The sequence below is a fragment of the Cytobacillus sp. FSL R7-0696 genome (assembly GCF_038006865.1).
Classification (GTDB): domain Bacteria; phylum Bacillota; class Bacilli; order Bacillales; family Cytobacillaceae; genus Cytobacillus; species Cytobacillus kochii.
Genome location: NZ_JBBOWA010000001.1, coordinates 2,277,881 through 2,299,452, shown reverse-complemented (window position 1 = coordinate 2,299,452; position 21,572 = coordinate 2,277,881). Strand labels below are relative to the sequence as shown.

26 protein-coding genes are annotated in these 21,572 nt (G+C 38.9%); 6 read left to right on the top strand and 20 right to left on the bottom strand.

Annotated features, from left to right (window positions below):
• Positions 1–2: 2 nt before the first annotated feature.
• The 4 genes from MKX29_RS11885 to pgsB are packed head-to-tail and all read right to left on the bottom strand — an operon-like array spanning position 3 to position 2,974.
• On the bottom strand, positions 3–161 hold the full coding sequence (locus MKX29_RS11885; RefSeq protein WP_251162169.1) for a hypothetical protein: 159 nt from the start codon (positions 159–161) through the stop codon (positions 3–5).
• Positions 158–1,312: a CapA family protein gene (locus tag MKX29_RS11880; protein WP_224937198.1), complete on the bottom strand. Its 1,155-nt coding sequence runs from the start codon at positions 1,310–1,312 to the stop codon at positions 158–160. Before MKX29_RS11880 ends, MKX29_RS11885 begins: the two co-directional genes overlap by 4 nt.
• A gap of 18 nt (positions 1,313–1,330) precedes the next feature.
• On the bottom strand, positions 1,331–1,780 hold the full coding sequence (pgsC, locus tag MKX29_RS11875; protein ID WP_095371783.1) for a poly-gamma-glutamate biosynthesis protein PgsC: 450 nt from the start codon (positions 1,778–1,780) through the stop codon (positions 1,331–1,333).
• Positions 1,781–1,792: 12 nt separating this feature from the next.
• Positions 1,793–2,974, bottom strand: coding sequence for a poly-gamma-glutamate synthase PgsB (gene pgsB / locus MKX29_RS11870; protein ID WP_224937199.1), 1,182 nt, complete (start codon positions 2,972–2,974; stop codon positions 1,793–1,795).
• A 354-nt stretch (positions 2,975–3,328) separates the two neighbouring features.
• Here pgsB and MKX29_RS11865 point away from each other — a divergent pair, with 354 nt between their 5' ends.
• Positions 3,329–4,123: a GNAT family N-acetyltransferase gene (locus MKX29_RS11865; RefSeq protein ID WP_341105652.1), complete on the top strand. Its 795-nt coding sequence runs from the start codon at positions 3,329–3,331 to the stop codon at positions 4,121–4,123.
• Between the two features lie 49 nt (positions 4,124–4,172).
• On the opposite strand, the gene MKX29_RS11860 is transcribed toward MKX29_RS11865, so the two are convergent.
• Positions 4,173–4,943 carry an SDR family NAD(P)-dependent oxidoreductase gene (locus MKX29_RS11860; RefSeq protein WP_224937201.1) on the bottom strand — a complete coding sequence of 257 codons (771 nt, stop codon included), beginning with the start codon at positions 4,941–4,943 and terminating at the stop codon, positions 4,173–4,175.
• A 170-nt stretch (positions 4,944–5,113) separates the two neighbouring features.
• Here MKX29_RS11860 and MKX29_RS11855 point away from each other — a divergent pair, with 170 nt between their 5' ends.
• Both MKX29_RS11855 and MKX29_RS11850 read left to right on the top strand, forming a co-directional pair.
• Positions 5,114–5,725: a TetR/AcrR family transcriptional regulator gene (locus MKX29_RS11855; protein WP_251162174.1), complete on the top strand. Its 612-nt coding sequence runs from the start codon at positions 5,114–5,116 to the stop codon at positions 5,723–5,725.
• Positions 5,718–6,179 carry a low molecular weight protein-tyrosine-phosphatase gene (locus MKX29_RS11850; protein WP_224937203.1) on the top strand — a complete coding sequence of 154 codons (462 nt, stop codon included), beginning with the start codon at positions 5,718–5,720 and terminating at the stop codon, positions 6,177–6,179. Before MKX29_RS11855 ends, MKX29_RS11850 begins: the two co-directional genes overlap by 8 nt.
• A 4-nt stretch (positions 6,180–6,183) precedes the next feature.
• Here the strand turns inward: MKX29_RS11850 and MKX29_RS11845 are convergent, their stop codons facing one another.
• Together MKX29_RS11845 and MKX29_RS11840 are read right to left on the bottom strand one after the other, a co-directional pair.
• Positions 6,184–6,633: a DUF1569 domain-containing protein gene (locus MKX29_RS11845; protein WP_341105650.1), complete on the bottom strand. Its 450-nt coding sequence runs from the start codon at positions 6,631–6,633 to the stop codon at positions 6,184–6,186.
• 155 nt (positions 6,634–6,788) lie between these two features.
• Complete coding sequence (locus tag MKX29_RS11840) at positions 6,789–7,124, bottom strand: winged helix-turn-helix transcriptional regulator (protein WP_341105648.1); 336 nt, start codon at positions 7,122–7,124, stop codon at positions 6,789–6,791.
• 128 nt (positions 7,125–7,252) lie between these two features.
• On the opposite strand from MKX29_RS11840, the gene MKX29_RS11835 reads away from it, so the two are divergent.
• Entirely contained in the window at positions 7,253–7,867 is a 615-nt protein-coding gene (locus tag MKX29_RS11835) for a nitroreductase family protein (RefSeq protein WP_095371775.1), read from the top strand.
• A 443-nt stretch (positions 7,868–8,310) separates the two neighbouring features.
• Here MKX29_RS11835 and MKX29_RS11830 read toward each other — a convergent pair whose 3' ends face one another.
• From MKX29_RS11830 to MKX29_RS11815, 4 genes are all read right to left on the bottom strand, one after another.
• A complete protein-coding gene (locus tag MKX29_RS11830) occupies positions 8,311–8,736 on the bottom strand; it encodes a hypothetical protein (protein WP_341057797.1) in 426 nt (141 codons plus the stop codon).
• A 57-nt stretch (positions 8,737–8,793) separates the two neighbouring features.
• Positions 8,794–9,558: a hypothetical protein gene (locus MKX29_RS11825; protein WP_224937207.1), complete on the bottom strand. Its 765-nt coding sequence runs from the start codon at positions 9,556–9,558 to the stop codon at positions 8,794–8,796.
• Between the two features lie 23 nt (positions 9,559–9,581).
• Positions 9,582–10,007, bottom strand: a complete 426-nt coding sequence (locus MKX29_RS11820) for a hypothetical protein (RefSeq protein ID WP_224937208.1) — start codon at positions 10,005–10,007, stop codon at positions 9,582–9,584.
• Positions 10,008–10,558: 551 nt separating this feature from the next.
• Positions 10,559–10,978, bottom strand: a complete 420-nt coding sequence (locus MKX29_RS11815; RefSeq protein ID WP_224937209.1) for a DUF4825 domain-containing protein — start codon at positions 10,976–10,978, stop codon at positions 10,559–10,561.
• Positions 10,979–11,123: 145 nt separating this feature from the next.
• Between MKX29_RS11815 and MKX29_RS11810 the strand changes: the two genes are divergently transcribed.
• A complete protein-coding gene (locus MKX29_RS11810) occupies positions 11,124–12,653 on the top strand; it encodes an amidase (protein WP_341105646.1) in 1,530 nt (509 codons plus the stop codon).
• A gap of 31 nt (positions 12,654–12,684) precedes the next feature.
• Here the strand turns inward: MKX29_RS11810 and MKX29_RS11805 are convergent, their stop codons facing one another.
• From MKX29_RS11805 to MKX29_RS11795, 3 genes are all read right to left on the bottom strand, one after another.
• Positions 12,685–12,867 carry a hypothetical protein gene (locus tag MKX29_RS11805; RefSeq protein WP_224937211.1) on the bottom strand — a complete coding sequence of 61 codons (183 nt, stop codon included), beginning with the start codon at positions 12,865–12,867 and terminating at the stop codon, positions 12,685–12,687.
• Positions 12,868–12,933: 66 nt separating this feature from the next.
• Complete coding sequence (locus tag MKX29_RS11800; protein ID WP_341105644.1) at positions 12,934–13,077, bottom strand: hypothetical protein; 144 nt, start codon at positions 13,075–13,077, stop codon at positions 12,934–12,936.
• Positions 13,078–13,092: 15 nt separating this feature from the next.
• Positions 13,093–13,323, bottom strand: a complete 231-nt coding sequence (locus MKX29_RS11795; RefSeq protein ID WP_341105642.1) for a hypothetical protein — start codon at positions 13,321–13,323, stop codon at positions 13,093–13,095.
• Between the two features lie 66 nt (positions 13,324–13,389).
• Here MKX29_RS11795 and MKX29_RS11790 point away from each other — a divergent pair, with 66 nt between their 5' ends.
• On the top strand, positions 13,390–13,716 hold the full coding sequence (locus tag MKX29_RS11790; RefSeq protein WP_341108258.1) for a YnfA family protein: 327 nt from the start codon (positions 13,390–13,392) through the stop codon (positions 13,714–13,716).
• Between the two features lie 201 nt (positions 13,717–13,917).
• Here MKX29_RS11790 and MKX29_RS11785 read toward each other — a convergent pair whose 3' ends face one another.
• The 6 genes from MKX29_RS11785 to MKX29_RS11760 form a co-directional block, all read right to left on the bottom strand.
• Positions 13,918–14,364, bottom strand: a complete 447-nt coding sequence (locus MKX29_RS11785; protein WP_224937213.1) for a VanZ family protein — start codon at positions 14,362–14,364, stop codon at positions 13,918–13,920.
• Between the two features lie 367 nt (positions 14,365–14,731).
• Positions 14,732–15,391, bottom strand: a complete 660-nt coding sequence (locus MKX29_RS11780; protein WP_373370924.1) for a carboxymuconolactone decarboxylase family protein — start codon at positions 15,389–15,391, stop codon at positions 14,732–14,734.
• Positions 15,392–15,480: 89 nt separating this feature from the next.
• Entirely contained in the window at positions 15,481–16,944 is a 1,464-nt protein-coding gene (locus tag MKX29_RS11775) for a CoA-acylating methylmalonate-semialdehyde dehydrogenase (protein WP_095371764.1), read from the bottom strand.
• Between the two features lie 21 nt (positions 16,945–16,965).
• The gene (locus MKX29_RS11770; protein ID WP_251162182.1) at positions 16,966–18,303 is read right to left on the bottom strand and encodes a GntP family permease; all 1,338 of its coding nucleotides are present in this window, start codon (positions 18,301–18,303) and stop codon (positions 16,966–16,968) included.
• A gap of 22 nt (positions 18,304–18,325) precedes the next feature.
• The gene (locus MKX29_RS11765) at positions 18,326–19,519 is read right to left on the bottom strand and encodes an iron-containing alcohol dehydrogenase (RefSeq protein WP_341105639.1); all 1,194 of its coding nucleotides are present in this window, start codon (positions 19,517–19,519) and stop codon (positions 18,326–18,328) included.
• Between the two features lie 141 nt (positions 19,520–19,660).
• Positions 19,661–21,460, bottom strand: coding sequence for a sigma 54-interacting transcriptional regulator (locus MKX29_RS11760; RefSeq protein ID WP_341105638.1), 1,800 nt, complete (start codon positions 21,458–21,460; stop codon positions 19,661–19,663).
• Between the last annotated feature and the right edge of the window lie 112 nt (positions 21,461–21,572).

Here is a 21,572-nt window from a genome sequence, read left to right as displayed (position 1 = left end):
CTTTAATCTTGGTTTTGTTGCACCTTCACCTTCAATAACTCGATTTGTATTTCTTGTTCCTCTTTTTCTGTTAGCGTATCTGTTTGACTGAAGCCAACGATGAAAAGGAATAAACAGGCTACAAATAAATAAGGCAATAAACGTTTCAATACCTTCTTCATTCTTCTCCCTCCCTTTGTTTAACTGTAAATGTTAACTTATCATCAACTGTCGCGTGATCCACATCCAAGTCTCTCGTTAATTGTCGGATAATTGACTGCTGTGAGAGCTTGTCCCAGTTTGATAGAGGGGCGGGTGTAGCTTCTCGTATTTTCATAGGGGTAATTTCGAAATTCGTTTCCCCTGTAGGCATGAGATGAAATTGTACGAGTGCTGTTTCTCTCGTTCTTGACCAGCCCTGGTCGAAAATAAAGTTACCCAAGCTATAAAAAATAACTGTGTCATCATAGACCTCAATCGACTCTAATACATGGGGATGGTGTCCAATAACTAAATCGGCTCCAGCATCTGCTAACGCTCTTCCCAGCTCTTTTTGTCGATCACTCGCTCGACTATTATATTCACGTCCCCAATGGGCATGGACGATCACGTAATCTGCCTTTTTCTTTGCTTCTGCAGTTAATGGGATAAAAGTGGCTGGATCAAAATCTAATATCCCGGCTTGTTTTTCTCCTGCCTTCGTTTCTTCAGAACTTAAGTCGGAAAAACTAAGTGTCGCAATCGTTAATCCATTGATTTCCTGATAAGAAATACGATTTCTAGCATCGGTACTATTTGTCCCAGCGCCAACGGCATCGATACCTTGTTCATGAAAAGTATCAAGGGTATCAATCATTCCCTGTTCTCCGTAATCCATCATATGGTTATTCGCCATGGCCATCGTTTGAAAACCAGCATCCTTCATCGCCGTAACCGATTCACGATTGGCTTGCAATGTAATCTCTTTGTTTTCCATCGGTTCAAGCTCTCGGTCGCTTGCTACATTTTCAAAATTCCCCGTCGCATAGTCCGCTTGATTAAACAAAGGCTCTACATAACGGAATAAATAGTCATAACCATAACGGTTTGTTACTTCTTCCACATGTCTCCCGACCATCACATCTCCAACAGCCACGCCCGTTACTTGCGCATTCTCTTCTGGCTCAGCATCTGCCTCCGTACGAATATCAAAACTATAGATAATAGCAAATGCAACAATTAACACCGGAAAAAGAATCATGATATGTACAGGAATACGTCTTTTCTGCTTCTTTAAGAAACGAAGAAGTTGTTCATGAAAATTAAGCTTCCTAGGTTTCTTTTTATGTTCCATTGTGGTCTTCTCTCTCCTTTAAAATAGGTAATACACGTACATAATGCCAAATGTGGCAGCGGATAAAAGCAGTGTGCTACCTAATGTAATGGTAACTCCTTGTTTTTGAATCGTATTTGCAATCAATCCTGGTACAATAACTCCCAGCCCTCTAAATTCATTAATCTCAAACGGTAATATCGGGTAAAAATAATCTAATATCAATTTGAGACATATCCCGGTAATCAGCATTGCAGCAAACTTGCGACGTCCGTATAAAATAACGACCTTTGATACACCGTATTTTACGATCACATAAGTTAGCAAACTGACGAGCAAAATTATTAAAACAAAGATTGGCTGGTCTAATACAAGAGCCAGGTAACCTGGCACGACTAACCCAGCAGGCATAATCCCAAATTTCTCAGCAAATAAGAGACTGAGTAGGACGCCTAAAATAAGAGATATGTATAAATCATCACCAAACATGGAAAACGCTCCTTAACTGACTAATTGTTTTATTTTCAAATGTTGAATTTCTTCTATTAACGGTTCTGCAGCACCATGTATATTGCCGACTCCATAAATGGTAGAACCTTTCATTTCTCCTTTTAAATGTTCGAGAATTTCTCCCGTATCCGACCCTTCTAAGTTTTCTAATGAATGGGCAGGTATAAGTCCTAGTTCGTATGCTTTCACAATTGGTTCCGCCGATTCCCCAATCACCACAAGTGTTTTCATTGGGATAAATGGTAGTACATCTCTAGCAAATTGTTCCGTACGATCGACGCGGTCTGCACGACAATTCATGATAACAATGGGTTCCTTTGTCGGGTATCCAACTTCTTCTACTCGCTTCCAAATATTCAAAGTTGAAGACGCATCATTTGCCGCAAAACCATTAACAAAATAGGATGGTTCTTTCGAATGTCCAATTGGAGAAATTCTCATCGCTCCTGGATCTGGTGGCGCATTGAGCATCCCTTGTCTTGCCGTTTTTTCATCAATACCAATCGCTTCTGCTACAGCCAGTGCTAAAGAGGCATTATCAGGGAAAACCATGTAATCGAACTGTTTTAGAAATGCTTCTGAAATCTTACTATTATCTGCAACAATCACGGTCGTGTTACGCTCCGCAGCTGCTTTTTCATAATAATCACGATATGCATCATCGGTAATAATTAGATAACCATTATGTGGGATAGTCGCTGTAAAAGCCTCAGCAACTTCATCTAATGTTGGTCCCATGACATCCATATGATCCTCTAATACATTAACGATAACGCCGATGTTCGCTTGTAGTAATTCTTCTTGGAAAGTAATTTGGTAATCGGGGTTAACCGCCATACATTCACTGACCAATGCTTCCGCCCCACGCTCAACCGTCTCTTTAATCACTTCCTTCTGTTCACCAATATTAGGCCCTTGAGGCTTTCTTACGATTGGTTTCTCTTCTGGATCATTCCAATAAATCATCCTCGCATCTGTTCCGGTTGTTTTTCCTACTGTCTTATAACCAGCTTCGAATAATATCCCGGTAATAAGCCTTGTAACTGTTGATTTCCCGCGGATTCCATTAATATTCACTCGTATCTTTAACGCATCTAGCCTCTTACGATGTTTTCTTTTCTCCATAATTCCTGCCGTTAATAAAATGAGACAGCAAACAACAATAATCCACATATGCCCGCCTCCTCTTTTCCTTTTTTTTCATTGTCAAATTGGCACGATTAATATATTAATATATAAATATTTCATAGCCATCACATGGAAATAAACTTTTTTTACCGATAGATGACAACCAGATTTGACTTAAAACAACAATTTCGGAGGGATAAATCACTATTAATAAACAATTTTTTCTAGTTGTTCAAATCGTTTTCCTTATAAAACATTTTTTATGTCCGTAGGTAGGTATTTCTTTTATAAAAATTAGATGACAGGTGACATCGATGCTGACATAAGATAGAAAAAAACTTCTCAAAGAGGAAATATCCAGAAGGGTGTCGAAAAAAGTTGAACAAGGATGTGAAATGTATGAATGAAAAATTATGGGAACAAATCGAAATGGATACACTAACTTCACGCCTTCTTGCTATTGGAAACCTACAAAATAATCCAATGGGCGTATCCATTCAATCATTCGGACAAACGATGGCTTACACCGTTAAAAGTATTCCGGGACCAGCTTTTAATGTGATCAAAGGGCTTTGTGGAGAAGACGAGTTATTGCTTGATGAAATAATTGATTTTTATGATGAAAAACATATTCCTGCTCGCTTCGAAATTGCACCGAGTCATCATTCCCAATCATTATTAAAGGCTTTGCACAAACGTGGTTTTTATCAGATAGACTTTCATACCACTTTATATAAGCAGTTACCCGATACCATAAAACCTGTTAATAGCGCTATTGAAATTCGCGCCTTACATCGAGATGAATTCCAGACTTTTGCTGACATATACACACAAGGCTTTCAAATGCCTTCTTTCTTACTTGAAGGCGTAGCACAAAACAATGCTGTCCTTTATTCGTTACCAGAATGGACATTTTACTTAGCGTTAGTGAATCATGAACCGGCTGGTGTCGGCGTACTTTTTTGTAATGAAAAAGGGGGGAACCTCGCCGCTGCTTCTACCTTACCTACTTTTCGACAAAAAGGTGTGCAGTCTGCACTTATTCAACAAAGAATTCAACATGCGCAGGAAATCGGCTGCAAATGGATAGTTGGGCAAGCCTCCTATGGTTCAGTTAGTCAGAGGAATATGGAGCGAGCAGGAATGAGGGTTGCCTATACAAAGGCGATATGGGTGAGGGATGAATCGTTATGAGGAGTAAAAAAATAGAGCTCCTTTTAAAAAGAGCTCTCATAATTGCGTCTTATCTAGATGTATATCCAGCGTCCGCATGAATAGTGGTACCTGTAATATAAGAAGATGCATCTGATGCTAACCATAGACTTGCTTGAGCAATCTCTCTTGGTTGACCAAAGCGATTCAACAAGCTTAATTGTGGAGCATATTCTTCTTCCGTAAATCCAAACTGATCAAGCGCACCTCTAAGCATTGGTGTATCAATGGCACCAGGAGCTACTGAATTCACACGTATATTTTTTGGACCATATTCCATTGCAGCTACTTTAGTCATTCCAACTACTCCGTGCTTGGCTGCTACATAAGCAATATTTTGTGGTTGTGGACGGAATCCGCTTACAGATGAGATATTAACAATCGAACCACCGTCTCCTTGTTTTTCTAGTTGTTGTAGCTCATATTTCAAACAAAGAGCCGTACCTGTTAAGTCTACAGACATTAAACGGTGCCAATAATCTTCATCGAACTCAGCGGCTAATTTATCATCTGGTGTTAGCGCAGCATTATTCACAGCTACATCTAATTTACCATATGTGTCTACAGCAAATTGCACCATGTTTTGTACTTCTTTTGATTTCGAGATATCTACTTTTACAAAAGCAGCTTCTCCGCCACTAGCTTTGATTTCTTCTACTACTGCTTGGCCTTTTTCCTCATTAAAATCAGCTACGACTACTTTCGCTTTTGCCTCTGCAAAAAGTTTAGCCGTCGCTTCCCCCATACCCATTGCTGCGCCTGTAATAATAGCGACTTTACCTTCTAATACTGGAAATGTCATTGTCCTTTCCTCCCTTTCCTTTGTTCAGTTACTATTAAATCTCATCATTTTTAGTGTCTCAATATACAAACTGGGACATTTTGTTCAGTAATGTGCAACCTATTTTATTTTGTTCAGTAAAATTGCAAAATATATAGGAATTCAACATAATAAGGAAAGAGGTGATTCTCTTGGAGCATGATTTTTTAGATAAACGCGTACAACGGTCACGCGCAGCTATTAAAACAAAATTTATAGAATTATTATACAAAAAGCCTTTCGCCCAAATTACTATATCTGAGATTGCAAGAGAGACAAATTATAATCGTGGAACATTTTACGCCAATTTTCATTCGATGGACGAGTTACTAAAAGAGGTCATTGATGAGACATTACATGAGATGATTGAACAAATTGGTATTCCTTATCAAGCATATGAACAAGTTTATTTACGAGAACTTCCGATTGAGGAGATTACTCTATTCAATTATTTCAAAGAACATGCATCACTATATCAATTATTATTAAGTGACCATATTCGTGTCGATTTCCGCTATCAAATGGCACAAGCAATTGAACAACTTTTTTTAGATGAATACGACTATGTTCTGCCTAAGGACAGTTCAGTTGACGCTAAATGGTTATATATTTATCGAGCCAATGGCATTGCTGGTCTCATTATTCGCTGGATTGAAGAGGACTTTCCACATACACCCACTTATATGGCTGAACAAATTGTTGAACTTATGGTCGTTTCGACTGAATCATTTTTTGTAAAAGGAAAGGGGCATCCTCATGATTAAAGTGTTATTCGTTTGTTTAGGTAATATTTGTCGTTCACCAATGGCAGAGGCGATATTTAGACATAAGGTAGAACAAGTTGGACTAGAGAAGGAAATATTCGTAGATTCAGCAGCGACGAGCTCTTGGCACATTGACGCGCCTCCACATAAAGGAACACTCGCGATTTTAAACGACTATCGTATTTCCTCTAAAGGATTAAAAGGACGTCAATTACAGAAAGAAGACTTCGAAGTATTTGATTATATTGTGGCAATGGATGAATCGAATATAAAAGATATATACCGTATACTGGGTCAACCTCAGCATCCAAAAATATTCCGTTTATTAGATTTAACTGAAGGTGCAAAGGATGTGCCGGACCCTTACTATACCGGGAATTTCCAGGAAACATATGATTTAGTGAGCGCTGGTTGTGAAGCCTTGATGAAGAAAATAAAGGAAGAACGAAGATGATGCGTTATAGACCAAACTGTTTGAGATGATGGTCTAGATGCTTGTATATACCCTTTCCCCATTGCTCAGCGGTCAGTTTACCAAAAAAAGAATGGGGATGGGTTGTACACTTTTCTGGTCCATCAGCATGGAATTGCAATAATTTTTGTTTCAACTTTTCCTTCTCTTTGCTAAAGTCCCTATCATTGACAATTAAAATGGTCGGAATCGTAGACATATTTTTAGGTAAAGTCTTTTCGTTATAAAAAATCGGTTTGGCGAAGTTTCCTACAAAGATTCCCAAACAACTCCTTTTTGGAGAAGATTCCCCCATCGCAATATCTTGAAAGGCTGAGCAATGAGCCATCATTTGGGCGACATTCATCTTCCCCCATTGCCGTTTTGAATTGGAACTCAAACGATCTATACGTGTTAAAATTTCCTCTAAATATACCGGATCATAGATACTTTTCATTTCCCTTCTCCCCCTCTTCATTCACAATTTATTATTCACTCTATAGCTTTCAACAAAAGAATTATACACTCCTTCTAATATAAAAAAGAGCCCAAAAAAAGAACAAATCCTCTATAGATCTGTTCGTTCTTCAGCTACAATATTTGTCTCGGTTATTACTTTTCGTTTTCAGCAATCCAAGCAAGAATGGCTTCAATAACTTTCTTCAAGCTCATTCCTCTTTCTGTTAAGGCATATTCAACTTTTTTCGAAGAATCTTCTAAAAATGTTTTATTCACAAGTTCTTCCTTAATGAGTTCATTCAACCGTTCTGTAAGTAATCGGTCAGAAATACCATTAATTTCATCTGCTAATTCAGAAAATCTCTTCGGTCCGTCCATTAAGGAATAGATGACCATGCCCATCCATCTACGACCTATAAATTCAATCGCTTCATGGTAGTTGCTACAGATATGCTTAGAATCCGTTTTCAATTTATGGTTACAATCCATTCTTTATAGCTCCTTTACCTGTCCTCATTAAATAGTACCATATATTCATTAGTTGACAACATAACTTACGAATGGTAAGTTTATAAACGAAATAAACTTACTAAACATAAGTAAAGGTGGAGAGTTAAATGTCAGAATTAGTTACTCTTATGAATGAACGCAAGTCTGTGAGGGTATTCGATCCTTCTTTTAAAATAAATCAAGAAAGTTTAGAAGAACTATTAGCACATGCTATTTCTGCTCCTTCTTCTAGTAATTTACAATCATGGAGATTTATCGCTATCCAAGATGAAGCAATGAAAAAGGCTTTACCTGTATTTGGCAACAACCAAAAGATTGTAGAAAATGCTTCTGCTGTTATTGCCGTACTTGGTGATACGGAGGCTTATAAAAATGTTGAGGAAATCTATACTCAAAATGTCGAAGCTGGTTACATGGATCAATCCATTGCTGACCGTACCATCAGCAATACACACCAATTTTATCCTGGCCAACCGAAAGAAGGACTAATGAACATCGCAAGCTATGATGCTGGTCTGATTTCAATGCAATTGCTTCTGCTCGCAAAAGAACGTGAGCTAGATACAATCGTAATGGGAGGCTTCGATAAAGCTGCCTTCGCCAAACAATTTGAGCTAGAAGAAAACATATTCCCCATTACATTAATCGCTATTGGCAAAAGCGCTGCACCTGCCTTTAATACAACTAGACTACCTCTTGAGCGCGTAGTGAAGTTTTATTAATCGTTTGGAAATAGCACCCACTATCAATGAGACCCATTGAAAAATAAGTTACGCGTGAACAAAGACTTTTTGGTCTTTGTTCTTTTTTTATGGTGCGGTAAATGACCTTAGAAATTGGAATCCATAGTTTAGATTGAAGTTTGATTGGGTTTAGATGAGGACAGGTAATTTTTAAATTTTAATAATCTTAGAGTGGATTAATATGAAAACGCAGCAATATAGGGAGGTGTTGGATTATTTTGTTGTTAGATTAGGTGGGAAACACGTCAATTAACTGGAGACATCGGTAAATTTGATTCGTTTAACCCGGTAGCGCGTCAAGCTTTCAAATGTGGATCTCTGTTTGATTGGTTTCAACCCACATCGAATCAAATTTTATCAATAAAGGCACGGGCCGTGTTAGTGATGAAGTCGTGGAATCAGTTAAGAATCGATCCACTCAACTACTCCTCAGCTACTGCCGTCATATCAGCCTTTGCTGCTTCCATTATGGCTTCTAACTCAGCGATTTTTTTCTGATTCTCCTCAATGGTTGGATCGTAATTTTGGATCAATTCATTTGTGTACGCTTCTAATTCAGCTACACGTTTGGCTACTTCTGACTCCGTTTTCTGTTTTATTTGTTGATCTGCTGCTGCTAGTTTTTGTGGGATTTCTTCTTTTAATTTAACAATTTGCTTATTTTTTTCTTCGTTTACAGCCGTTTCTATCTCGGCGATGGACGCTGCTTTTTTTGCAGAGAACCAATTCGTTAGCATCGATTCCATATCTTCACCTGCAGACACAAATCGAAAACTAACAGAAAGAAGGAAACCTGCGAAAAGGCAACTAAACAATATTTTGATATATTTACTTTTTTTATGATTCATTTTGTTTTCCTCCCTTTACGAGATTTCCAGGGCCAAGCAAGCTGGCCCTGAAACGAATTAATCATTGACAATATTGTTGACAACGTCATCTAAACTCATCTTTGCATCTGCCTCTAGTTCAGCGGCTTTCGCTGTTATAGCAGCCTCTTGTTCTGCGACTAAATTAGCAAGGATGGCATCTAATGCCTCTCGAATTTCTTCAGCCTTCCAATTCGCCTGATTACGAAGATTTCGACTACTAATTTCAACTTGAGATTCTACTTTTGTAACAATTTCCTGTTTCGCTGCTACAATCTCTTGCTCAAGTTCTGTTACTGCATCTGCTTTCGCTTGATTTAATTCCGCTGTGACTTGCTCTAAAGCCGACTGGCCCTTCTCACTAGCAAAAGCTTGGAAACCAGCCGTTGCTTCCTCCTGCATTAAATCGCCTTTTGCCTTAATATGAAAATAGCCTTCTAAAAATAGTTGATAGAATTGATAATCCATATTTTCCAAGATCAACAATTTCTCACTATCTAGGGATGCAATATGTTCATATTTGGCCTGGTCAATAGCTAAAGTAGAACCTTCAATTTCACGCAATGTTTTCTCGTCAATTTGACTGGCTGCTAACTCCTTTAATGTTTCATTTTCTGCTCTGAGCTCTGTTAATAACTGTTCAAAATTGGCATCCGATTCACTTAGAACCTCAGCACTTGTTTGGTTAAATAAGTTATCATACCAAGTTTTCAAAGCCTGTCCCGCATCTGTATTCGCTAACGAGAAGCCTGCTCCGGTTAGCAATCCGACTGTAACTGCACCAGCTATGATTTTCTTTTTCATCTTCCCGACCCCTTTGTCGAAATTTATTTTTCTAACGTTTCTTCTAAAAATAATCGTATTTCTTGATCCATCTCAGATTTAAGTTCTTCCTTCTTTTCACCTTCATACGTATGAAATGAATGGCTTAGTTCTTTTTTTATGTTTTGAATATCTACTTTGTATAAAGTTAAGTATTGGTTGATCTCTTTTTTCGCTTCTTCACTTGAAACTACTACGTTTTTTTCCATTGCTTTTTCATAGGTTAGTTGTGCATCTAGCTTTTGCTGTTTCATTTGTTCAGACCAAGATTCATAGGCGGTTGCCAGCTCATTATTGGTCTGTTCCTCACTTATCTCGAATAATTCATTACTCCACTTTCCTAGAGATTCGCTCGAAAATGCTTGAACGAAGACACCTGTTAGACCAATCATGAGACAAATAATGATTGTGATGGTCGTTACCTTTTTCACTCTCATACTGTCCTTTCTTGCTCTCATTTATTTTTCATAGGGGAATCAACCATAGATGTGTGTTCATTATTAGGACAAAGTAAAGCTAGTATTCAACTACCGTGACTTATATCCTAGAATCATCACTTTCCCCCTTTCATTTGTCATTTGTTCTTTCATATGTTCTATATTGTTCTTGATAAAAAACACTACACGTAGTATAAATGAGACGCATCATAATGAAAAACGTAATAGTTTACCAAAAATTCAGAATATATTATTGATATCTATGTTTTTCTCTTTTTTCCTATTATTTACACTCATTCACACTTGAATAATAGAGAAGAAGTGCTTCCACTCCTTTGCTAGCAAGACTTTTAAATCCAATTACCTATATGTACAACAAGAAAAATAAGGAAAAATATTCAACCTTCCACATCCATTTAATAGGTCACTTGTTCTACCAAATACTTATCTCTCATTCCAATTTACTAGGTAGTTTTAGTATTAAAAAAAGACCTGCAAAAGTGACGATGCAGGCCTGTAGTTCAGCAGTCATAGGTAGAATGGATCTAGTTCCAACTGTTTATTAATTGCTCTAGCTCCTTTTGGCTCCCTACACCTGCTATATCTTTTTCATACCAACTGTTTACTTCACCTCTCGTTACTTTCGTTTCACTTCCATTCACATGAAAACTTATCCATTCCACGTTTCGCACTAAGGAAAAAAGAACAGTCGCTTGTTTTTTCATTAATGCCTCTCCATCATTGACTTCATGATAAAATACTTCTAAACCATACGGTTCTTGATCTGTCTTTAATTCAAAATAATCGATCGAGTCCGTTGTCTCATTCAGTATATTTCCAACGGCACTATTGTCACCAATATAGGCACCCTTATATCGGAATAATTCTTCTTCTTCTGCACCTTGGCAACCAAAGAGAAGAAAGAATGGCAAGAGTAAAATAAAAAAGTTCTTTCTCGATAACATTTAACCACCTCCTGGCCGATTTGAATCAACCCATCTCACAAACACAATAACATATTTTGTTAAATTTTCTAACAATAATCATGCAAATTCTCCTCAATTGTAATAGTATAGATTAAATACACAAATGTTGAAGGGAGATGATGTGATGAAAACGCACTCGTTACGATCAGAAAATCAGCATTTATTTTTATTTGAGGAAATAACAATTGAACAGCTTCACAAATTGTATGATACAGGTGAGTATACAATTGAAGAAGTCATTCGATCTTTTCTTGAGCGTATTGAACAATATGAATTGACATATAATGCTTTTACATTTATGAACGAACAGGCGCTTACTGATGCGAAAACCATCGATGCGAAACGGATGCGTGGGGAAAAGGTGGGTCCATTAGCAGGTATCCCCGTTGTTGTGAAAGAAGCTGTCGATATGGTTGGTTTTCCATCTACATTTGGCTGGGCTCCACTCTCTAAACATACAGGTGGAATAGAATTATTACCACAGAAAGATGCCACCATTATCTCTAGATTAAAAGCAGCTGATGCCATCATACTCGGCAAAACAAATATCCCTGCCTTTAGTTGTGCATACCATGCTAATACTAGTTGGAAAGGTCCTACATACAACGCGGTAAATAGAAAATTAACACCTGGTGGTAGTAGTAGTGGCACGGCTACTGCCGTATCTGGTAATTTTACCGTTCTTGGAGTAGCAGAAGAAACAGCGGGTTCCATACAAGTACCAGCAGCAGCGCAAGGAATTGTTGGCATTAAACCTTCATTCGGACTCATTCCTACTACAGGTGTGACTCCGCTTGCTGGCAGTACAAGAGATGTATTAGGGCCGCATGCCAGAACGGTGCGGGATGCAGCGATTATGCTTGATGTTATCGCTGGCTATTCACCTGATGATGCTAAAACCATTTCTAGTACGATTCCAGAGAAGGGCTATACCTCTTTCCTTTCATCACATGCTTTGAAAGGGAAAAGAATTGGTTTATACGGTCCTAGTTGGCGAGAAACGAAAATGACGGCAGAAACGGAAGCACTTTATAAAAAAAGTATTTCAATATTGCAATCACTGGGTGCAGAGGTGATTGAAGATCCTTTTCATGTAAAGCCACTGGCTCCATATATGAAAACTATTGATACAATGATTGGAAGAGAATCCTTTTTTTACGACCTTAATCAATACTTCAAAAACCTTGATCCTTCGTTAAATATGGAAAAAGTTTTCTTAAAAGCGGGAGCAATACCTTGGGAAGGAGACCAGCCCTTAGCTTCCTTTGTCCGACCACTTGAAACCGACAAAGCTTTCGAAAATGCTGAACGCTTACCTGATTTAACACGCTTTAAAGAAACGAAGAACGAACTGTTACGCACCATTACCTACATTATGGCTGAGCAACAATTAGATGCCTTTGTTTACCCAACAATGCTAGAAGATGTACCAACTTTAGATCGTGAGGATGTTGCGACTTCTACCATATCCGAAATTAATATTAGTGGATTGCCACTCATAACAATACCAGCAGGGTTTTATAGTAATAGCTCCCCCTTTAACCTCGCTTTTTTCAGTACAATGTGGAGCGAAGGTGACCTACTTGGTATGGCCTATGCCTATGAAAAAGCTGCCGGTGGCCGTAAAGCTCCGCAATTAGTGAAAAAGGAGTAGCCCTTCAATCGAAGGGGCTTTTTTTTGTTTTCTACCTAGCTGCTAGACTCATAATCGTATAAATGATTAAGCTAAACGATACTGTCAGCCAAAAAGTATTTTTCTCTGTTTCTTTTTCATCACGGATTTTCTTCAAAAGGGAAACCAAATTTAAGCAAAAAACAATACATAGGACTGGCATCAAATAGAAGCCGATGAAACTGAAGGTTAGCATTGAATCACTCCTTATATTCATGCTCCATAAAAAAAGATGCTCTTAAAGAACATCATTTTGATTGTACTAACTCATTAACACTTGATAAATGATATACCCTATGATGGCAAGAACAATAGCCATTCCCCCAACAGTTGGCGTACCGTAAAAAGTTCTATTCCAGTCATCATCTGTCTTCATTTTGCTCTCTTCGTCTTTTTTCTTTTTCAAACCATCACCTCAAGTTTACTTCGCATGATATAATCGTTGAGATAGAAAATAAGCGATACAGCCGGCGAGTAATGCAAATGAATAAGGGAACGGGTTAGCAATGGCCCCAAATTCTACTGTTTGGCTTTGCGTTGTAGCAAATGTAATCTCGGGTGTATATATAAGTGTCAAGATTAGACCGGATCCGATTTCAAATACATAACTAAGAACGATAAAACTTAGTAAGAATATTAAAAATTTTTTCATCAGATGACCTCTCCCTTGTTATCGTTACCTATATTTTACCATAAACAGAAAATAGGAGTTGAGTAAATCTTGAGTGCGATTATACTATTTTTATTAGCCGGAATTGCAGAAATTGGCGGCGGTTATTTCATTTGGCTATGCCTAAGAGAGGGGAAACCTTTTTATTGGGGAATTGGCGGTGGTGTTGCCTTAGCCTTATATGGCGTGATTGCTACCTTTCAAGCCTTCCCATCTTTCGGACGCGTGTATGCTGCCTATGGTGGTGTATTCATTATTTTGTCTGTCCTATGGGGCTGGGGCATTGATAAAAAAGCACCTGATATGTATGACTGGATTGGAGCTACCATCTGCCTGGTTGGTGTTGGTGTGATGTTACTTGCGCCTCGTCATTAAGCATGTGATTAATGCTGTATTGGTGTTTAGTTTAATTGTAATGTAAAAGTCTTTCTAGGTAAAAGCGAATGATGTCTGCATAATGGGTGATTGGAGCAAGTGCGGACTTTTTAAATTTGCCCACACTTCTTGTGGTTTTCGATCTCATGTTGATTTTGAACCGTCTTGTGTGGGGGTTTCTCGTTTTAAACCTTCTTGTAACTATACGGACCCACGATTTTTACTTTTCCGCCAATAATAAACGATAGAAAATAAAATAAGCCCTGTTGCTGCGCCGACACTATCAATTAATACATCCCTTACTTCACCCGAACGCCCTGGAATAAAAAGTTGATGAAATTCATCAGACGCCGCATAAACTGTTGTGAGAATCCAGGATATAAGCAGCTTTTGACGAGTAAGTATATTCCCTTGTCTTATGGCAAAAAGAATAAATATCCCTAAAATAAAATAAGCAAAAAAATGCGCGTTTTTGCGAATAAAAGTCTCTAAAGTATGTAAGTTTTCAATTGAAAATGGAACCCAAGCAGCGATAACTTCTGTAATCCCACCACTTAATTGACTTGATTGTGTCCCCGGTTGATGAGATAAAATAAAGATCATTGCCATCCACAAAATACTAGGGAGCCAATATAATTGTTTTTTCATAAGCATGTCGTCCTTTATATGTCATAACTCTATTATACCTTAGTAGATGACATCCTTCACGGTTATTACGCACAGATATGGCAAGTGACGATTTTCTAAAAAGAGCATTTGTTCACATTTGTGATTTGTCAGTACAACTGGTATTTTTCTATTCTTTTGTGTACATTTCTCATTCTGCTAACACTTCTAACAGCTCCCCTCCCTCTTGTGCTCGTGAACCCCATACGCTAACAGCTACGCCAATCCTCTTAGTGGTAACCCTAATCTCTCCCACTTTATTCAGGAGAGGCTAAACTATTAGACTCCCCATTTAACCTATCAAAAAAACCCCACGGGCAATGATGTCCGTGGAGTGATCTAATTTCACCTATTCGTCATAGGCATTTAATGCATTGATACCGTGTGCTAGCGCGGAACCTGCTTTTAAAGCAGTTGCGACAAAGATGCTTTCGACAAGTTCTTCTTTTGTAATCCCGAGTCTTTTCGCATTCTTTGTGTGTATATCAATACAGTAGGCGCAACCTGTAATATGAGCAACGGCGACAGCAATAAGCTCTTTATCTTTTTTATTGATGGCCCCGTCTTTCATAGCTGCTTCATCAAAGCCAAAGAAACCTTTTACCGCATCTGGAGCATAGTCTTTCAACTCAGTCATTCTCTTCATATTAGCCGCTTGGTAGAGGTTATCTGCTTCTACTTCCTCGTAAGCATTTAACGCATGAGTGCCATGTGCGAAGGCAGAGCCTGCTTTAAGAGCGGTCGCTACTAAGACTGCTTCTGTAATTTCCTCTTTTGAAACCCCCAATTTCTTTGCATTACCTACATGGATTTCAATGCAATACGGACACCCCGTAACATGAGCACAGGCGACAGCAATAATTTCTTTCGTTCTTTCCGTAATGGCACCATCCGCTAATGCTGCCTTATCAAAGGCAAAAAAGGTTTTATTGGCTTCCGCTGCTGACTTTCCTAATTCTCCAATTCTTCTAATCTTTGATTTTTGATACAAACTGTCATTTGCCAACATATTCCCCTCCGATTCATTTTATTTCCCCAGAAATATTCTTGAAAAAAGGAAGAGAATCCTTTATTTTCGACAAATTCCTTTTAAATCGATCAAAACTCCCAGCGTTGAGTGAGCATTTTTCTACGTGTGTAAAATTCCACACCATCACTACCATTTGCGTGAAGATCACCATAGAATGAATTTTTCCAACCTGAGAATGGGAAGAAGGCCATTGGTGCTGGTACCCCGATATTTACCCCTAGCATACCCACTTGGATACGTTCTCTGAACTGACGGACATCGCTGCCGCTTTTTGTAAACAAGCAAGCACCGTTTCCGAATTCTGATTGGTTCGTTAGATCAATTGCTTCTTGGAGAGATGATACACGGATAATTGATAAAACGGGTGCGAAGATTTCATCCTTCCAAATCTTCATTTCCGGTGTTACTTTATCAAAAATGGTTGGCCCGATAAAATAACCATCTTCATGGTAAGCTTCATCCTTACGTCCATCACGTACCAAAACGGCACCTTCTTCTTCCCCTGATTCAATATAACTAGCTGTACGTGCTTTATGCTCTGGGCGAATCACTGGTCCTAAGAATACATTTTCGTCCATACCATTACCAATTGTAATTTGATCAGCAGCGGTATTTAATTTTTGTAATAAGGGCTCAATCACATCATCTACTGCCACGACAACTGAACATGCCATGCAACGCTCTCCTGCAGAGCCATATGCTGCACCAATAATTTCTTTAACTGCAGCGTCTAAATCAGCTGTTGGCATAACGATAGAATGGTTTTTCGCTCCCGCCAACGCCTGTACTCGCTTGCCGTGAGAGGAAGCTGTTTTGTATACATATTCAGCAACAGGTTGGGATCCAACGAATGAAATAGCTGGAACGTCCTTATGTTCCAATAAACCATTCACGACATCATGTGCACCGTGAACGATATTCAATACGCCATCTGGCAATCCTGCTTCTTTAAATAATTCTGCTAAGCGATTAGCAAGTAAAGGTGTTCTTTCTGATGGCTTCAATACAAATGAGTTACCACAAGCGATGGCTAATGGGAACATCCAGCATGGGACCATCATCGGGAAATTAAAAGGTGTAATACCACCCACTACCCCCACAGGATAGCGATACATACCCGATTCGATATTTGTGGCGATATCAGGTAGTTGTTTACCCATCATTAACGACGGTGCACCCGCAGCAAATTCTACACACTCAATCCCACGTTGTACTTCACCATATGCTTCTTTAAAGCTTTTTCCATTTTCTTCGGTCACAAGCTGTGCCAACTCATCCCAGTGGTCGACCAGTAGTTGTTGATATTTAAAAAGTACGCGTGCCCTTTTTGGTACTGGCGTTTGACTCCACGTTTTGAATGCCTCGCTTGCTGCTTTTACTGCTTCGTTGACATCATCAATAGTTGAGATCGGTACTTGCGCTAACTCTTCACCAGTTGCTGGATTAGGAACCGGTTGATAGTTTTCTGTTTTTGCCTCTACCCATTGTCCGTTAATAAAATTCTTTAATGTAGATGTTGTAGTTGTTGTCATTTGTCATACTCCTCTCAAATTTTAAAATATAGAATACAAGACTACTGCTAGTAACATAGCAATGGTTGGAATAACTACACTGAGCCAGAATATTGGCCAGTACGCACGTTTATGTGTTTCTCCACAAATCGCTCGCACTGTTGTAACAACATAACCGTTATGCGGCATAGAATCTAGACCACCTGAAGCCAATGTCGCTACACGGTGCATGGCTCCTGGATCGACCCCTTGAGCTAAATAGATCGGCGCTAAAATAGGTAGGGCAATACCTAGACCACCTGAGGCTGATCCTGTAATTCCACAAATTAATGTGACGGCCACCGCCAAACCTAATATAGGTGGACCTGGCAAACTTACAAGTCCATCGACTACGGTATCGAATGCAGACACTTGAGCAGCTACACTACCAAAGCCAACGACCGCACAAGTATTCGCAACGGCGACAAGTGCATCTTGTGCTCCTTTTGCTAACGCATTCCAAAATTGTGCTAAAAACTTGTACATCGTCAGACATGCAAGGACAATACCAGCCGTTAATGAAATAAGGGCTGCTGCAGTAGAAGAAGCAAACTGTGCAATAATATTTAGCATAACAATAACACAGATTAATGGCAAAATTGAGAAAACAATATGAGGTAATGTTTTTTCCTCTACCAAGATTTCTCCTTCTGTTTTCTCCGCCAAACCTGCAGATACTTCTTCTTTTGCCCTATTTCCTGGTAATGAGAAAGTTTCCCCTCTTTTAACAGCATTTTGAACGAATTTGCTTAATAACAGTCCTCCCGTAATCATTACAAGAAGTGCCATGAGTACCCCGACCCAACCGCCAGCCGTGGGAGTTGTACCGAAAAACTCAGTTGGAATTAAGTTTTGAATTTCTGGACTACCTGGTGCGGTCATCGTAAAAGAAATCGATCCAAACACAAGGGCAGCAGGGATAAATCGATGTGGAAGATTCGCCGCTCTAAATAATGAAACAGCAATAGGATAAACAGCAAAACCGACCACAAATAAACTTACTCCACCATAAGTCATGATTGCGGCTGCAGCCACTACGGCAAATACAGCTCTTTTCGCGCCTAATGTTCTCTTAATCCATTGGGCAATGCTCTCAGCGGCACCTGTCTCATGCATTATCTTCCCAAAAATCGCTCCTAGTAAGAAAATTAAGAACCAAGAGGCAAAATAATTTGTGAAGCCGTCCATATAATAACCTGCCAGTGCCTTCTCTAAATTTAAGCCACCTGTTATGGCAACAACAATCGAGCTTAGAATGGCAGCAATAATGATATTAATGCCTCTTAATGTTAAAAACATCAGTAGGACTAAACCTAATATTAACCCTAGCATTCCTAACATTTAAACGCCCTCCCCCGGACTATTACTTCACTTGTTCCTTTTGAGCAAATTGATAATGATAGCAAGCAAGATATAAATCTTCTAACTCAGAAACTGTTGGCACTCTCGGGTTATTCCCAGGACTACCGCTTGCAATGGCATCATGCGTCATTTTACTAATCGATTGTTTAAATAGAATCTCATCTATTCCCCATCCAGACAGATTAGGAATATTTAAGTTCACACATAACGTTTTAACGGATTCTACTGCCAAATCGGCTGCTTGTTCATTTGTGAGAGGCTCACTTCCTTTAGTAAAGATTCTTCCTAAATCGGCTAGCCGATCGACACAAGCTTCTCTACTAAACTCTAGAACAGCCGGCAATAGCATAGCATTGGAGTAGCCATGGGGCACATGGAAAAGTGCACCTATCGGTCTTGACATCCCGTGCACAAGACACACACTTGCATTAGAAAATGCCATCCCTGCTTGCATTGAACCTAATGCCATTGCCTCTCTTGCCTCTAAATCCTCACCATCTGTAAATGCTGTCTCGATATTCTCGACAATTAATTTCATAGCTGATAAAGCCATCATATCTGTCATTGGGTGTGCTTTTCTCGATATGTACGCTTCTATCGCGTGACTGAGCGCATCGACCCCGGTAGCTGCAGTGACATGTTGGGGAGATGACATCGAAAGCACGGGATCCACAATAGCTACAGTTGGCATAAAGACTGGTTGTTTAATCATCATTTTGACATCATTAGTCGTATTCGTAATGATGGTTGCATCTGTTGCTTCAGATCCAGTTCCAGCAGTTGTTGGAATAGAAATATGATTGATAGCCGCACTACTTGCTAATTTATCCACGCCCATGTAGTCACCAATATATCCACTGTTAGTAGCTAATACAGCTACCGCTTTGGCTGTGTCAATGCAACTTCCACCTCCAAGTGAAATAATTAAATCACAGGCTTCCTTTTGAAAAAGAGATAATGCCTCTGCCACAAACTTATCAGTTGGTTCAGTAGATACACCTAAATAAAGAATAGTTTCAACATTAGATTTTGTTAAGATGGCTTCCGCTTTTTTCGTCCACCCTAGGCCATCAATAATTTGGTCACTAATAATAAGGGCTTTCTTTCCTCTTAAACTGGCTTCCTCGCCAAGCTTTTCAAAAGAACCTTTCCCATATAAGACCGTTTGTGGTGTTCTAAAAATCTGCGTACTCATTTTTCTCCCTCCTCTATACATTTATTTATATGCAATTGATGTGCCAAAAAGAAAACCCTTACATTCAAAAGATTGTAAGGGTTGTAGTGTAGTAGAATCACTACATGTGTAGATTTTATGTAGTGATTCTACTACACTCATTCATAATTGAAACTTTTTCAACTTTTGATATAATGTGGTTCGATGAATACCTAAACGTTCCGCTGCCTTTTTCTTATTGCCACCAACTTGACGCAAAGTATCTATAATGAGGTCTCTTTCCCGTTTTCTCCCCATATCTTTCGCTTCTTCTATTAAAGAAGGTTCCTTTGTGATGGATTTTGGTTGTTCTTCTAAATAAGTATGTATATGGGTAATGTCAATCACGGGTTGTTCGACGAGGGTAACTAACCTTTCTATGACATTAACAAGTTCACGAATATTACCCGGCCAATCCCGTTGTACAAGCATTCCAATTGCTTCAGGTGTGTAGATTTTCTCTTCGATTTGATATTGCTTGCAGATTTTTTTCGTATATTCATTTAATAATAACGGAATGTCTGTTTTCCTTTCTTTTAAGGAAGGAAGGGGAATTTCGATGATATTTAGACGATAATATAAATCCTCACGGAAGCTCCCCTCTTGAATACATTTTTTCAAGTTACGATTAGTTGCGGCAATGATCCGCGCACGAATCGGGTATTTCTTGTTACCACCAATTCTCTCCGCTTCTTTTTCTTGCAAGACTCGTAATAGTTTCGTTTGCATGACTAAAGGTAATTCGCCAATCTCATCTAAAAAGAGCGTTCCATACTGCGCCAATTCAAATTTACCTAATTTCCCACCTTTCTTTGCTCCAGTAAAAGCACCTTCTTCATAGCCAAATAGCTCTGATTCAAACAGACTTTCTGGGATTGCCCCGCAATTCACACTAATAAAAGGACCCTCGGCAAACGGACTCAATACATGCATGCTTTTCGCAACCATTTCTTTCCCTGTTCCGCTTTCTCCCGTAATCAGTGTGGTAGCCATTGTACGCGCAGCACGCCTTGTTAATCGCTTAATCTCTTTAATTTCCCTACTTTCACCAACAATATCGTCTAATGTAACATGGCGATCGTTTTTAAGTTGTTCGACAAAGGGCGGACGATTATTACTGTTTTCTTGTTGATTTTTTTGTAATGATTGATAGATTTTATATACTTCTGTCACACCCTCAAAAATAAGCATGCCAATGGCACCAATCACTTTCCCCTCTTGCCATAGTGGAATACGGTGAACGATCATATCTTGACCATTTATTCTTTGGACTACCCCACGTTCTGGTGTAGCTGTTTTAACCGTTTGATGAAGATTCGTATTTTCAATCACTTCAGTCACATGACGGCCAATCGCATCCTCCCTCTTCACACCAATAAATTGACTATAAGCTTCATTAAATTCCTGCACGACCCCATACTGATCAACAACAGCGATCCCTTCGTAAGCTCGTTCTAAAATAACCTTCAATACTTCTGTGGCATTCTCTTGCTGTTCAATGCGATGAATCCATTTTTTATATCCATCCATCATCTCTCTTGTATGAATCATTCCGACAACATAATCATTTTCATCTACTACTGGCAGTTCCTCATAAGGAAAGGAAGCTGCATAGAGGATGGAATCATCCAACCGGACATAGGCAAAATTCCTCGTTGGCACCGGATGAATGGTGACATCTCTATCTTGACCTTTAAGAAGATAAGAAAATAATTTTTTCATAGATACGATGCCAACTAGCTTCTTATGATCATCAATGACTGGTAAGCTACTTACTTGATATCGATTCATCTTTTCACCAGCTTGTCCTAACGTTTCTCCTAAAGAAATACAAGGTGGATCAGGCGACATCCAATACCTTACTTTCAAGAATTCCTCTCTTTCTAGCTTTTCCCTTGTCTTTGAACGGTCTTCAATAAACATGAAAGGCACCTCCCGCAAGAAATAAAACGAAATATTCTAAAAATATATTGGAATTTATTCTCCTCTTCAACTATTATAAACTTATTCACTCAAACGTGATGAAGGATTCACC